Source organism: Candidatus Sysuiplasma jiujiangense (assembly GCA_019721075.1).
Lineage (GTDB): Archaea > Thermoplasmatota > Thermoplasmata > Sysuiplasmatales > Sysuiplasmataceae > Sysuiplasma > Sysuiplasma jiujiangense.
Map to the genome: position 1 here is coordinate 100,817 of JAHEAD010000001.1, position 14,265 is coordinate 115,081.

Genomic DNA, 14,265 nt, shown 5'->3' on the forward strand with positions numbered 1-14,265 from the left:
ACCTATATAAGTAAGTTAATCGGAAGTCAGATAGGATTGAAAACAAAAAACTCAATGACCTCACTAGATGTCAGGCTCATCCGGCAAGAGATGGAGGTGCTCAAGGGCTCCTATGCGGAGAAGGCCTACGGGCTTTCGCCCTTTTCGTTGCGGTTCAATCTGCAGGGTTCAAAGAAGGAGCTCCTCCTGATAGACGATCTCTTCCTCAGCCTGACCGACAGAATAGAGCATGATGAGAATGAAGTGATGAGCGACTTTGCTTCTGCGGTGAGGAGGAAATTCGACAACTCGAGGGTCACAGGAATCGAACAGGCAGGATTCGACAGGGTCATCAGGATTAAATTCTCAAGGCCTGAAGGATCTGAAATTGTATTCGAACTCTTTGGAAAAGGCAACGCGATCATTGCCGAGAATGGCGTAGTGGCTTCTGCTCTTAAATTTGACCGGAGAGGCAAATTTGAGACAAAGGCAGGGATGATTTATGAACTCCCTCAAAGCAGATTTGACCCGCTGATATCAGACGCTGATGCATTGGGCAGGTTGCTTGAAGCTTCCAGGGGGGATACCGTCAGATCGCTTGCGACGATGGCAGGCCTCGGCCCAGACATGTCGGAGGAGGTCTGTGCTAGAGCCGGAGTGGAAAGAAACAGAAAGCCGTCTGAATTGTCTGACCGGGAAGTGAGGGCAATGTCGGAGAACATCAGAGATATGATACACACCACAGACACGGATCCATCGCCTTGCGTTTACTACCAGAACGGAAGCGCTGTCCAGTTCACGCCTGTTCCCTTCACCATATTTTCAGACCTCGAGAGCAAACCGTTCAATTCCATAAGCGAGGCAATTGTCGAATTCATAACAAAAAGGAAAAAGGAGGAAAAGGGAGGCGAGGAGGATAGACACGGCAAATTAATACAGAAACAGAAGGAGGCAATAGACAGGCTCACGTCAGAAAGAGACAAAGCCAAAAAATTTGCACAATCCACTTACGAAAAATATGCGGACTTCGAGAAGATTGTATCTGCCATCAGGGAAGGAAAAACCCTTGATTACAGCTACAGACGTATGAACAGGAACAGGGTAATCCTCGACGTGGATGGTGTGAAATTCGATTTCAATCCTAACGAGGACATTCATACGGTCGTCTCTTCGATATACGACAGCGTCAAGGAGATTGAGAGGAAACTCAGGAGAGCCCGGGAAGCGCTTGAAGAAATAGAGAGACAGAAGCCGAAGGAGGCGGAAATGCCACGCGGCCTGGTGATGAGGAAATCTTCGAAGAGATTCTGGTTCGAGGATTACAGGTGGTTTGTCAGCAGCGAGGGCTGTCTTGTTGTGGGCGGCAGGGATGCGAGGACAAATGACAGGCTCGTATCAAAACACATGTCCTCCGGCGACAGGTACGCTCATGCAGATATCTACGGAGCTCCGAGCACTGTCGTGAAATGGAACGCCACGGCAACGGATATTACGCTTGAGGAGGCATGTATTTTTGCCGTGAGCTTCTCAAGGGCGTGGAACTCCAAAATTGGCAGCGCCTCTGCCTACTGGGTCATGCCGGAACAGGTCAGCAAGACACCGCAGACCGGCGAATTTCTGCCGCGGGGTGCTTTTGTAATCAGAGGCAAGAGGAATTATTTCCCCAAGCTTCCGTTACAGCTTGCGATCGGCACAGTAAGATATGAAGGAGAAATCAGGACTGTCTGCGGACCCCAGAGGGCAATGGAAGCAAATGCGCTGAAATTCGTAAAGTTAATTCCGGGATCAATGACAAAAGAGCAGATAGCGTCCGTCCTGGCGGAAACGCTGGGGGTTACGAGGGATTCAATCGTATCTGCACTCCCCCCCGGGAACAGTGATCTTGACGGCACAGTAAAATTCGTGGAGACAAAATAGTAAGTATTCTTTTGGATATCACAAGAAGGGTGAATCGATGCCGTTTACGAATGAGGCAACATACCAGAAGATGAAGATTTCGGGCAGTGAGAATGATTTTCACTCCAGATATGACGATGCTCTGCAGGTTTCACTGAAGGGTATCGGTGGCACCTATCCTGCATATATTGGCAATTCCAGGTACATATCCGTTAATGGCACGTTTGAGGTGCGCTCCCCCTCGGACAGAGAAATGCTCATCGGAAAGTTCCAGAGCTGCAGCAGGGAAGAGACGGGCATAGCGATTAGAGCTGCTGCCGACGCATTCCATAAATGGAGCGGCACCGATTACAGGAGACGGATTTCGATTGTCATGAAGGCCGCAGAGATTGCGGCGGAGATGAAATTCGAACTTGCAGCAATGATGACACTGGAGAACGGGAAAAACAGGTTCGAAGCAGTGGCAGACGTTGATGAGGCAATAGATTTCATGAGATACTATAGCGAACTGATGACTGTGAATAAAGGATACATGACAGCAATGGGCACTTTATCGCAGGCTGAAGAAAACAGGAGCGTTCTAAGACCCTACGGAGTGTGGGGTGTTATTGCACCTTTCAATTTTCCGTTTGCGATTTCATGTGGAATGACCACGGGCGCGCTTATTACAGGAAACACTGCTGTCCTGAAGCCCAGCAGTTATACTCCACTTCTCTCCCTGAAATTACACGAGATTTACGTGAAGGCAGGCATTCCGGACGGTGTTTTGAGTTATGTCACAGGTCCGGGAGATACCGTCGGCACCGAACTGATGGAAAACGAGGCTGTTTCGGGTATTGTGTTTACGGGCTCTAGAGAAGTCGGCCTTTCCTCTGCAAGGAAGTTTAACAGGAGGAGCTTCAAGCCTTTCATATCCGAGATGGGAGGAAAGAATGCTGTCATAGTCACGGAAAATGCCGATCTGCCAAAGGCAGTGGAAGGCACTGCGAAGGCGGCATTTGGCTTCGGGGGCCAGAAATGCAGCGCCGCGTCAAGGGCAATTATACAGTCGTCTGTCAAAGACAGATTCCTGAAGGATTTGGCAGCATTCACAAAGAAGCTGAATATCGGCGATCCTTCTGACAGGAGCACTTACCTTGGACCCGTGATAAGCGAGGAGGCGGTCACGCGGTTTGAGAGAGCAATGGCTGAGGCAGGAGAAAGAGGACAGATTCTGGCAGGCGGAAATGTCATCCGGGAAGGGAAACTGGCTAAAGGATATTTTATTGAGCCTACGATTGTTGATAAACTTCCGCCTGATTCCTGGCTTCTGAAGGAAGAGCTTTTTCTGCCCGTTCTTGTCACGGTTGAATATAACGATTTCGATGAGGCTCTCAGGATGGCAAACTCGCTTGATTACGGACTGACAGCCGGAATATTCAGCGAGGACAGCAGCCAGATTAAAAAGTTTTTCGATGAGATAGAGGCAGGAGTTTGTTACGCAAACAAGGGTAGCGGTGCAACGACTGCCGCAATGGTCGGAGCCCAGCCGTTTGTAGGCTGGAAGATGAGCGGTTCAACCGGAAAGGGGGCAGGCGGCCTTTACTATCTGCTGCAGTTCATGAGGGAGCAGACGCAGGCAGTGTTTTCATGAGCTGTGTTCCCCGGCATTAACTGCTGCGTTCACGGAACGCTCGGCGCACTCCCGCATCTGACCCATGCCGGGGTGTTGTGCAGCGGGGTTGTCCCAGTGTCACTCAGGGACGGCACGTCCCAGTCCAAAGGGGACCCATTAAGCGCTGCACTGTAGTCGCAGGTTATTTTGCCGGAGTCACGAAGAGTCATCCGGAATTGAGCTTGCGACGGTACGCAGATCCGTTCCGTTCCTATTAATATATGGCAGTACAGATGGCTTTCGGAACGGCGGTGTAAAGGTTTATTAGTGCACAGGATGAATAATATAGCGTGAATATTTTAACAGGTTGCAGCGGCTGGTCCTATACCGACTGGATTGGCCCGTTCTACCCGCGCAGCTTAGCTGGCAGGCACTCTGAGTGGTTGCGTTATTATTCATCATTCTTCATGACGACAGAGGTAAACAGCACATTCTACTCAGTTCCCGGAAGAACCACCGTAAACGCATGGATTGACAGAACATCCGATTTTAGCGGCTTCCAGTTTTCACTCAAGCTGCCGCAGAAGATATCGCATGAACTCCTCCCCTCGGGAAAGATCGGGGAGGCGAGGGAAGAACTGAGGAGGTTTGAGGAAACATGCATTGTGCCGCTCCAGTCTGCAGGGAGAATGGGCGCAGCGCTCCTCCAGCTTCCCCCTGATTTCAAAATGAAAGACTCTGCCGATATCGAGGGATTGAGGAGGATAGCAGAAAGCATGGCCGAGGGACACTATGACATGGCTGTGGAATTCAGAGACCGAAGCTGGCTCTCTGAGGAAAGAGCGGAACTCAGGGCGGATATCACCGAACTTCTCAGGGATTTACGATGCAGCCAGGTGTTTGTAGACAGCCCGGCCTTCATGCCGACCAGTGAAATAACCGCGGAACATGCTTATTTCCGATTTCATGGCAGAAACCAGGACATTTGGTACCGGAAGGCAGGCGAGGATGACGGCAGAATCAACAGATACGACTACCTCTATTCAAGGGGACAGCTGGAGAGCTGGATTCCCAGAATAGATGAGGCATCGGAGCGCTGCAGGACTGTAAGAATTTACTTTAACAACCATGGAAGGGCCAAGGCTGCCAAGAACGCCCTTGAACTGATGGACATGCTCGGCATCCCGCACCAGCCCAAGGAAATACACATAACTGATCAGGTAAAACTCGGATCGTTCTGAACCTGATGGAAAACAGCTATCTCATCAGCATTTCGAGGATGTCATTTTCTCCGCCCTTCATTGTAACGGGTTCAGTCTTCGTCTTTCCGTTGACTGCCGGCTTGCCGCTGGCAGAGGGTATGGAGAACTGCAAATCCGAAACACCCTTCCAGAGGAGAAATATCACCAGTGCCGAGGCGATTACAGACACTGCCGCAATCATCGGCTCGATGTAAAAGAGGTTTGAAAGCGCTGATGCAATCACGATATATCCCATTATGACGTAGAGGGCCATCAGTATCCTCTTGATGAGCCTGGATACAAAACTGTATTTCAGTTCCTCTCTTCCGAAGAATGAATCGGCCTCATTCATGAGTGTGTTGAGCGAAGCGTATAGAAGGAGGACGACAACTACCACGTAGCCCAGGTACAGGAGAACCGTATCCGCCCCGATCCTGAAGGAAAGACTCGATGTGTAGCTGACGAAATACTTTGTCATTACCAGTATCGCGATGACAACCATCATGTTCAGAAGGAACGTGACGAACATTGCACGCGAAGATCTGTCCATCTTAAAAGGATTCCTGATCTGCCCGAGTGCCCTGTCAAAAAAATTTCTTATCGCAAGGGTATAGAGCGCAACGGATTTGGGTACTCTGCCTCTAATTGCGCCGTATATCTTTTCATTTCTTCTGATTGTCTGTGGAAGTATTACTATTGTGACTGTCGATATAAGAACGATGAGTGTGTAAATCTTTCCGCTGAATACGCCGAACTGCAGGCCGAGGCTGCCAATGACAAATGAGAATTCGCCCATCGCGCCTGCTGCAATGCCGACATAAGATGCATTCTGCAGTCCGTAACCCATAGACGAAAATCCAAATGTGACGGAAATAAATTTCCAGAATACGAAAAAGAGGCCGAGGATAACTGCGACCGGTATCAGGGAAATGAGGTAGGAGGTCTGTATAAGTGTGCCTATAGATACGAAGAAGACAGCAAGAAATATGTCTCTGACAGGGACCATTTTCGAATATATCCTGTCCTTATGATCCGATTCTGCGACAGCCACTCCGACGATGAATGCTCCGATTACGAAGGAAAAGCCGAGTTCCTTTGCAAAGAGTGCGAGCGCAAAGCACAGACCAAGTGAGGTTATGACTATGATCTCATCACTCCCGAGATCTACTATATGATTGATGATGCGCGGGATGACATTTATTGCCAGTATCATGCTGACTGCCGCGAAGAAAGCCATTCCGCCCATTACTTCCAGCAGCTGTATGAGATTTATCGCCCTGTGGGTTCCGGCACTCGAAAGGAATGCGAGTATAACAACAGTCAGCAGATCTTCGACAACAAGCAGTCCCAGGACAAGGTCGGAGTAAGACTTTATTGTCTGTCTGCAGTCCCTCATTGTTTTCGTGACGACCGTTGTGCTCGTGAGCGCAAAAGCCGCCGCAAAGAATATTGCGGTTGCTGGAGACCATCCCATGACATAGGAAACGATGTAACCTGCAGGAATCATCAGTGTAAGCTCGATAATGCCTGCCATGATGACTTTCTTGCCAATCTCTCTGAGAATCTTCAGGCTCAGTTCCATTCCCATAGTGAATGCAAGCAGTGTTATACCGAGGTCGGATATCAGTGAAATGATGTTTGTGTCGGAAACCAGGAAGGATGCCGAAAAGACGCCGGCTACGATATATCCCAGAATGAGCGGCTGCCGCAGCTTCCTGAACAGAATACTGACGACTGCTGCTGCAGTGAAGAGTATGGCCATTCCTTCGTATCCTAGAGAGGGCAAAGATCTACCTGATCATCCAGCCAAATATTCCATTATAAAGGTAATATCAAAAATTTCATTTCTGATAAGCTGAATACAGTGAAACCTGAAAGTGATGCATATTGTCAGTCGTGAGGATAAGTACGCCTGAAGCGAGGAGAATCAGACCGCTTTTGATTTCATGCGGAGGAGGCGGAAAAAACATTGCGTCGGCATTCGGAGATGCGGAAAAACTGAGCGTCGATGTTACAGAAGATGCGCAGCTTGTGATTGATGCCGCAGTCCTGTCGCTCAGCGACATGGATGACAGATTCGTAAAGTTCGCTGATTTTCATTTTGTCAGGGAACTCAGGCGTGCGCTCCAGGGACACGACTGTCTGATGATTGTGGCTGGACTCGGCGGGATCGCCGGAGGCGCAGCATGTGTGTCGGTTGCCCGTATTGCAGCAGCCCTTTCGATTCCGTCCATAGCATCCGTAGCGATGCCTTTCAATGTTGAGGGGGCAATGAGGAAGGGGGAAGCGCGAAGGGCGCTATTGAGGATAGAAAAAACTGCAAATATAACTATTTCTTTCGACAACAATTTGGTGGTGGAAGGCACGCCGAACCTGACGCTCTCCAGGGCGCTTGCAATAATGAACAGGATAATAGTTTCCCCTCTTGAGGACATTTCAATTGCCTCCGATCTGGAGTGGCTGGGATCGCTGAAGGGGAGGCATTACCGCGGCAGCTATTCGGTTGAATACATCATAGGCAGCAACTGGGAGCGGAAGGCGGTTGCCGGCCTCCTTTCAAAAATGCATGAATCAGCAAGAAATGTGAAGAGGATAGGACTGTTCGTGGAATGTGCAGACGGACACTCAGATAACTGCATGCTGCTGGCAGAAGAGTTTGAAAGACTCGCGGTAACGGAGGAAATAACGATCTTCAGCCGGAGGGAAGGCAGCGAATCAAGGAACAGGGTTTCAGCCATCGCACTGTACTGATGGCTAATCAGTCAATGAGATGTCTCAGTTCATCAATAGATGCACCTGAAAATGCAACAAGCGCTTCCGCTTCCTCAAAATGAAGTTTCGATGGTATAATAATGCAGTGCGGCGGTTCGCCGAAATCTCTTTTCAACATTGAGGAAACAGTTCCTGCAACTGTCTCCATGCTTTTCATCCCGGCCCTCGACACCACACAAATTATACGCTCCTCACTGAAGGCTGTCGAACGTTCCCTGGATGACAGCTCCAGCAGCTGGGACATGCATTCGTCGGGCTGCATGTAGTAGTTTCTTGACTCGTCGACGTCGAGCAGCACGAGTGTATGCAGGCCGTTTTTCAGGTTGAATTCCACATTTCTGATGGGACTTGCCGGTCTGAAGGACGCGGTGAACTGCGGCATGGAGACTATCCTGCCGAATCTGTAATGCTGGAGACCCAGGAATGATGCGGCGGCGGTGAGGATGGATGGGGCAGGAATAATAACTGTGTCGATGCCATGCTTCTTCGCAGACAGCCTCATTGAAACGTGTGTCGTTGCTGACATCGGATCTCCGCCAGAGATAAAGACACACCTGCTTTTCATCGCAGCCCCGATTACGATACTGCCTCGTTCAACTTCACCTCTGGAAAGGCGTTTTACTCTTTTCCCCGTCCGCCTGAACAGTTCTTCCTCGAATTCTCGCGGAATAAAAGTCGTATATGCTTCCATGAATATGCAGTCGGCTTCCGATATCTCCTGAAGCGCGTCAACCGTCAGGCTGCCCGTTCCGTTCAGTCCTGCACCTACAAATACAAGCCTTCCCATTTTTCCCGGCAGTTGATGTACAACAAGGGCATTAGAGTATCGCTCAGGGACGCTGAAAAGGCAAAGAATGTTCTTCGCAGCAGTGGACTTATACAGAGGAATCTCGAGATCGTAAGGGATGGAGAGTATCTGATATTTCCCGTGTCAGAATTCCCTAAGCATACCGATGGGATGTGGGAGAAATGCTTTGCCGATTTCTCGGAAAGGAGACCGGTTGTCGGCGATTACAGGGAACTGATTACCGGATATAAGGGCAGAGAGGAACTGCTGCCTTCCTCCTACGACGTCATAGGAACGAAGATACTGATAAAGATACCTCGGGAAATCAGGGGCATTGAAAGCGATATAGGAAATGCCCTCCTTTCTATGCACAGATCGGTCGACAGTGTTTTCAGGGATGACGGAGTAGGTGGAAAATACAGAACAAGAACTGTAGAGCTTGTCGCAGGAAAAGGCGGCACCGAAACAGTGCTGACAGAATACGGCTTCAGGTTCAGGCTTGACGTTTCGAAGACATTCTTCTCCCCCCGCCTTGCATCTGAGCGAAATAGAGTTGCCTCGACGATAGGCAGAAATGAGAAAATACTTGACATGTTTGCTGGCGTGGGCCCGTTTTCGATATATGCCGCGGCCAAAACAGTCGACGGAAGCGTAGAGGCGTATGACATCAATCATTACGCTGTTTCCTACCTCAGGGAAAATGCCAGGATCAACAAACTTGCAAACATAACGGCGCACAGGATGGATTCTGCCGAAATCAGCTCTGTCGGAGAGTTTGACAGGGTTATAATGAATCTGCCCAGGGGATCGTCGGGTATGCTGGTGAAGGCTTTGTCCATGCTTGCCGGTGGCGGCGTAATTGACTACTATGAACTCATAGAAGACAGCACACTTAATGAGAGATGTGGTGAACTCGAAGGGTTAATGGGCGTCAGGGTTGAGGATATCAGGAAGGTAAAGACTTATTCAGCCGGCGGGAGCATATATCATCTGCTTCTCAGGAAATACAGCTCCGCCGGCGCTATTCGAGTCTGATTTCACTCTGGTTCTGGTAATGTCCCGAGCGGCTGCCGTAGCCTCTTTCCGCCTCACCGCACATCTTCTCGAATACAATCTGGGTTATCCTGTCCCCCCGCTCAAGCATGAGCTCTTCCGAAGAAGAATTGAAGAACGAAAGAGTGAGAGTGCCGGAGAAACCGGCATCCACCTTTCCGAAACTGCCCATTATTCCTCTCCTCGCATAACTGCTGCGCAGCCAGAGCTGAGCAGTGATATCTGCCGGGAGAAGAACCTTCTCAATCGTCGATACGGCAAATCTGGAGAGGGATGGAATTCTTGCGATCCCTGCGGATTCCTTTGACCTGTCAGGCAGCATGACTTCAGAGACGCGGAGGTCGTATCCGTTGGGGGTCAGGGACTGCTCACTGAAACCGGCGGCAATGAGTTTTCCTTCAGAAGCCAGCCGGAAGATCTGTGAATCGCTGAGTATACACATAATACCACTGATTCGCTCTCGATATTTTATGCTCTTCACGGTTTGGCCGTGCACTGCCTGAGGCAAAAATCACGGGACAGGTTATCGGGGAAAATCACCTGATAAAGGGGGCAACTTGATATTTATCTGCCTTGCGAGGGGGAGGAGTAGGCAAAACCATCTTCGTTGCGTCGCTCTTTGAGGTGTTTCCCATCATAAGTCCGAGCAGCAGAAATCCGACCTTAACCGCACTTTCCATTTCTCCGCGATTGAGTTCCCGAAGAAAACGAAGCGCCGTATCAATCAGCAATTCCTGACTGCTCATGCCTGTCCCTTGCTTCTTAATCCATGAATTGGCTATTAAAGCAATATAACCAGAATATCAGTATTGCAAATAATATGCAGTACATGCCCGGAAGGAGCACGGTTTCACTCGTTAGAAGAAGATTCACTGAAAAAGTTTAGAAATCATATCATCGATGCCCGTGATACTTGAGCGGCTGCCGTCCCAGTTTTCCAGCGACTGATATCTCCTTTCAACAGAAGAGACGAACGCACTCATCCTTTCATTCCACCCTCCTGGTGCCTGACCGGAATAAATGGAGATGGCGAATATGTTCCTCCCCCTGTCTATTGAAATGGAATATCTTCCGAGTTCTATTCTCCTGACGGATTCTGCATTTTCCGTGCCGGAAAATGAAGTTGACACAAAATCCTGTATGGCCGTAAACATTCCTACAACGATGTCACGGTCTACTCCCTCGTACCCTTCCCTGTTGTGTGACGATATGAGCCGACCGTCGTTGCTTATAAGAAGAACGGTCTCGAGCCGGAATAGATGTGGTTTGAAACGCATATACAAAAGCGCTGCACCAAGGACGGCAACCAGCGAAAGCAGAGCATAGAACGAGACTGCATAGATGTTAACAGGTGATGCCCTGACATGAACGTATATTGTGCTCACCGTCACATGCCCCTGCAGAGTTGAAACGAACACCGTGATTGTTTCCTCGTCAATACCTGACGGAAGCGATATCAGGATGTCATTGCCTATTGCTGAAGCGCCCATGCCGGAAACAGCGATCGAGATTGGTTCATGATTGGGATTATTGATGTATTGTGAGAGATTGATGATGAAGACAGAAGACCTAGTGTAGACGGATGCCGGAATGGAGACTGTAGGAGGTATCTCGATCGGATAGACAAAAATGACAACACTGTAGTCGATGAAGCCTGCGCTTGAGTTTATGAAAAAATCCGCCCTAACGCTGCCGGTAAAATACTTTGACGGTGCAATGTTCACGAGTCCTTCAGATGATATCGTAATCGAAATATTGGAGGCGCTGCCTGAGAAACTGAGCGGTTCACCCTGAGGTGAGAAGAAGAGCGCAGACAGATTGATGGATTGCGAAACACCGTTTTCAGGTACGCTTATTATCGACGGCAATACAACTCCTTCCATGACCGCAGGCGGTTCAAGCGATGATACATAGACTGTGATGGTGATGCTCACCGAATCATTTGATGACGGTGAAATTGGTCCTCCTATGAAGAGCAGTGAAGTGTTGTACCAGTAAGGACCCAGATAGGTCGAACCGCCGCTTGAATTTGCCGGCATTGAGAAGAGCAGAGAGAAGTTTCCCCTGCTGAACAGAATCATGTCCGAACCCGTGAGCACTGATATCTGATCCAGTGGAACATATGTGTCCGAAACATAGGGAAGCAGTGAGAGAGCATAGTTCGTTCCGCCGTCCGTGGCATAATGGACCCTGATTACTGGTATCGGCGCAACGGCAGGCGGTGTAACGATGTCTGCAATTCCCACTCTGATGAGAAGGAAGGCAAACTCCCCCTGCGTATTGTTGGCCTCAATGAGGAGTGTGCCCTGAAGCGTTGAAGGCATGGCAGGTGCACTCAGCTCTAGCGATCCTGAATTAGAAATATGCGCGGATACGACAGTTGAATAGACGGAGTAGGACAGGGAAGTTGTGCTGTAGAAATAGCTGTTGAGGGTATAGGGAAGGGATTCAGTCTCGCCCCTGTCTATCGATATAAATGAAGGCGGTGCGTTCCTGACATCGACAGAAGGCGCGACAGACGGTGAAACCGTCACTATCTGTATGAAACCTGCAGTCATGTTGTCCGGTCCCGACGCTGTTATGAGCACGGGAAAAGACTGATGCACTGCTGCGGATGGAAAAAGGTATGTCAGCATATCCGCGTTCCTGGAAACGTACGGGGAGGTTGTTGTTACTTTCATATCATTAACCGCGTAAGGTGCGAACCCCAGGAAATATGTAAAATTCAATGAGAATGCAACGCCGTCCTGGACTGCCAGATAATGCGGCATCGATGCGTTCCACTTCGGAACGGGAAGCACTTTTATCTGCAGTTCGGTTGACGCAGAGTAACCCTCACGGTTTACAACCACAAGTGTGGCATTGACGAATCCGTAGACACCGGGGTATGAGACGAATGTAATATTTGCGTCACCGAAGGAACCCGAGCCGTATGTATAGAAGAGGCTATTCCCGCCGTACAGAAACCACTGCAGATTTGCCAGGTACGGATCATTCGGATCCTGAACATAGGGCGCCAGATTCAATTGCCAGCTGTAGTTAGAAGGCTCCTGCATTGCAGGTATTGCTGAGATGAAACGGGGACTGAATGCTGAAGGCACCACCGTAAGACGCGCCTGAGCAGTGACGCCTGCAGAGGCTGCTTCTAAGTAGCCTGAGGAGAGAGGTTGCGTCGATACATTAAGCACAGCAAAACTCCCGTTGACATAAAGCGTTCCGGCATTGGTTGTCCAGAGTACATTTTCAACCTGCACCTGATTGCCGTACGCATCGTACCCGATGGCACTGAAGAAATAGGTTTGTCCGGCCATGAGTGTCTCGCTTGATGGACTTATTTCAAGTGTGAAGAGCGGAGCCGAGGACACTGAGACTGACGCATAGCCGCTTGCACCGCTGACAGTGTCGGAAACAACCACTCTTCCGGTTCCGTTTCTCAGTGCCTGAAATACGCCAGTCCGTGATATGTTGCCTATATTCCCCGTAACATTCCACTGCGGGGACCAGCTGTTGTTCAGATTGCCGTATACGTCAAATCCCTGTGCAGTGAACGTTTCAGTTTCACCCGCAACCATAGAGTAGTTGCCCGGGCTGATCACTATCCTGCTCACGTAAGAGGCGACCACGCCAACGGACGACGAACCGTAAACGGCACCGTATACGATGTGAAGCGTGAAATTGCCTGACAGGTATATGGTCAGATTCATGGCTGAATAGCCATTTCTGAACATAGCTGTTCCTGGAACATATTCTGCAGCACTGACCCGGCTTCCGTTCCCGGACAGGAGTATCACGTTAGCGGTCCCATTAAATGACTGCATTACGGCACCGTTATCGGCAACTGCGTAGGAATTGACAGTTTCTGTGCTTCCTGCAGTCACATTAACTGTTGCGGGTAGAGAGAAATATTCCAGGGACGGTCTGACGTATATTGAGCTGTTGAGGTAATAAGACTCCAGATAACCCGTCAGATTCGCCGCCGTAAACGCCCTGAACTCGATGGTGTAGCTGCCGTATCTGATGGGGGCTGAGGAGAAATTGAATATGCGGAAGTAGCCTCCCGCTGAATAATTCGTCATAAGGCCCGAAGCAACCACGTAGCCCGTACTGTTCACTATGGTGAGGGAAACACCCGCAATATCACTGTAACCGAGCGCATCTGTGACATTTGCCTGAATCAGGAGACTCTGATTATCATACACGGCGTTTCCGTCATTAACATTAGCCTGCAGCGAGGAGATCCTCGGTGTAATGTTTAATCTGAAGTTCGAAGGGACATTGTTATAGTCAAACTCGACATATACGCTCGTGAAAACATTACTGTCGATTCTTGTTGCATTCAGGACAATGCTGCTCCCTGCCGCAAGAGTATATGATGAAATTTTTGCCAAATCGACATAGACGCGTTCGTTCGGAACAAGCGAAATATCCCCCGTGGCGCCGGAAGATATATTGTAAGATTTTCCACTGGTCACATTCTGCAGACTGATTGCGATATCCACTGGACTTCCTGTTGATGTGTTTGATGGTGTCAGATAAAGGGTTACATTGACTGTCCCGCTCAGTTCCATTGGCACTCCGGCAGCCGGAAAAACAATCCATTTAAACGAGTTGTCAGGAGCGTCCGCATTAAGGGCGATGCCCTGATAACTGTTGCTTATGAAGTAGGGATTCGGCGGGTTATACGGCACTGATGTGTTTGCCCAGTCGAATCTCTTTGAATAATCACCCGATCCATGCTGGTCATCGTGCAGGTAGAATGTCGTGGTAATCGGCTGAGGCACCGATCCTTTGGCTGTGGCGGTCGCGACGAAATATGATGCGGGGAGAAGAATGATGAGAGATATGAACACAATTGATATTCCTCTGAAATTTGGACCAGACCTCATCCTAAATCGCCGCCGTTTGTTGGAGCAAAGGATTCCATTCAAAGGAGCAATTGCCCA

General features: G+C 49.5%; 10 protein-coding genes. 5 read left to right on the forward strand and 5 right to left on the reverse strand.

What is annotated here, in order from left to right; all coding sequences use genetic code 11:
- Positions 1 to 36: 36 nt before the first annotated feature.
- The 3 genes from KIS29_00465 to KIS29_00475 all read left to right on the forward strand — a co-directional run bounded on the left by KIS29_00465 (position 37) and on the right by KIS29_00475 (position 4,710).
- Complete coding sequence (locus tag KIS29_00465; protein ID MBX8638795.1) at positions 37 to 1,896, forward strand: NFACT family protein; 1,860 nt, start codon at positions 37 to 39, stop codon at positions 1,894 to 1,896.
- Positions 1,897 to 1,966: 70 nt separating this feature from the next.
- Positions 1,967 to 3,508 (forward strand): aldehyde dehydrogenase family protein, encoded by a 1,542-nt coding sequence (locus tag KIS29_00470; GenBank protein ID MBX8638796.1) that lies wholly within the window; start codon positions 1,967 to 1,969, stop codon positions 3,506 to 3,508.
- Between the two features lie 311 nt (positions 3,509 to 3,819).
- On the forward strand, positions 3,820 to 4,710 hold the full coding sequence (locus KIS29_00475; GenBank protein ID MBX8638797.1) for a DUF72 domain-containing protein: 891 nt from the start codon (positions 3,820 to 3,822) through the stop codon (positions 4,708 to 4,710).
- A gap of 16 nt (positions 4,711 to 4,726) precedes the next feature.
- On the opposite strand, the gene KIS29_00480 is transcribed toward KIS29_00475, so the two are convergent.
- The gene (locus KIS29_00480) at positions 4,727 to 6,496 is read right to left on the reverse strand and encodes a cation:proton antiporter (GenBank protein ID MBX8638798.1); all 1,770 of its coding nucleotides are present in this window, start codon (positions 6,494 to 6,496) and stop codon (positions 4,727 to 4,729) included.
- A gap of 101 nt (positions 6,497 to 6,597) precedes the next feature.
- Between KIS29_00480 and KIS29_00485 the strand changes: the two genes are divergently transcribed.
- The gene (locus KIS29_00485; protein MBX8638799.1) at positions 6,598 to 7,461 is read left to right on the forward strand and encodes a hypothetical protein; all 864 of its coding nucleotides are present in this window, start codon (positions 6,598 to 6,600) and stop codon (positions 7,459 to 7,461) included.
- Between the two features lie 7 nt (positions 7,462 to 7,468).
- On the opposite strand, the gene dph5 is transcribed toward KIS29_00485, so the two are convergent.
- Positions 7,469 to 8,269 (reverse strand): diphthine synthase, encoded by an 801-nt coding sequence (gene dph5 / locus KIS29_00490; GenBank protein ID MBX8638800.1) that lies wholly within the window; start codon positions 8,267 to 8,269, stop codon positions 7,469 to 7,471.
- 12 nt (positions 8,270 to 8,281) lie between these two features.
- On the opposite strand from dph5, the gene KIS29_00495 reads away from it, so the two are divergent.
- Positions 8,282 to 9,304: a class I SAM-dependent methyltransferase family protein gene (locus KIS29_00495; GenBank protein ID MBX8638801.1), complete on the forward strand. Its 1,023-nt coding sequence runs from the start codon at positions 8,282 to 8,284 to the stop codon at positions 9,302 to 9,304.
- On the opposite strand, the gene KIS29_00500 is transcribed toward KIS29_00495, so the two are convergent.
- The 3 genes from KIS29_00500 to KIS29_00510 all read right to left on the reverse strand — a co-directional run bounded on the left by KIS29_00500 (position 9,291) and on the right by KIS29_00510 (position 14,208).
- The gene (locus KIS29_00500; protein MBX8638802.1) at positions 9,291 to 9,764 is read right to left on the reverse strand and encodes a dCTP deaminase; all 474 of its coding nucleotides are present in this window, start codon (positions 9,762 to 9,764) and stop codon (positions 9,291 to 9,293) included. The two genes, KIS29_00495 and KIS29_00500, sit on opposite strands and share 14 nt — an antisense overlap.
- 94 nt (positions 9,765 to 9,858) lie before the next feature.
- Positions 9,859 to 10,068, reverse strand: a complete 210-nt coding sequence (locus KIS29_00505; protein ID MBX8638803.1) for a hypothetical protein — start codon at positions 10,066 to 10,068, stop codon at positions 9,859 to 9,861.
- Positions 10,069 to 10,191: 123 nt separating this feature from the next.
- Positions 10,192 to 14,208 carry a hypothetical protein gene (locus KIS29_00510; protein ID MBX8638804.1) on the reverse strand — a complete coding sequence of 1,339 codons (4,017 nt, stop codon included), beginning with the start codon at positions 14,206 to 14,208 and terminating at the stop codon, positions 10,192 to 10,194.
- Positions 14,209 to 14,265: the final 57 nt, after the last annotated feature.

Excerpts from the sequence above, each read along its gene's own strand:
- KIS29_00470 (MBX8638796.1), top strand. The coding sequence starts at position 1,967 with ATGAAGATTTCGGGCAGTGAGAATGATTTTCACTCCAGATATGACGAT.
- dph5 (MBX8638800.1), bottom strand. The coding sequence starts at position 8,269 with ATGGGAAGGCTTGTATTTGTAGGTGCAGGACTGAACGGAACGGGCAGC.
- KIS29_00500 (MBX8638802.1), bottom strand. The coding sequence starts at position 9,764 with ATGTGTATACTCAGCGATTCACAGATCTTCCGGCTGGCTTCTGAAGGA.
- KIS29_00505 (MBX8638803.1), bottom strand. The coding sequence starts at position 10,068 with ATGAGCAGTCAGGAATTGCTGATTGATACGGCGCTTCGTTTTCTTCGG.
- KIS29_00510 (MBX8638804.1), bottom strand. The coding sequence starts at position 14,208 with ATGAGGTCTGGTCCAAATTTCAGAGGAATATCAATTGTGTTCATATCT.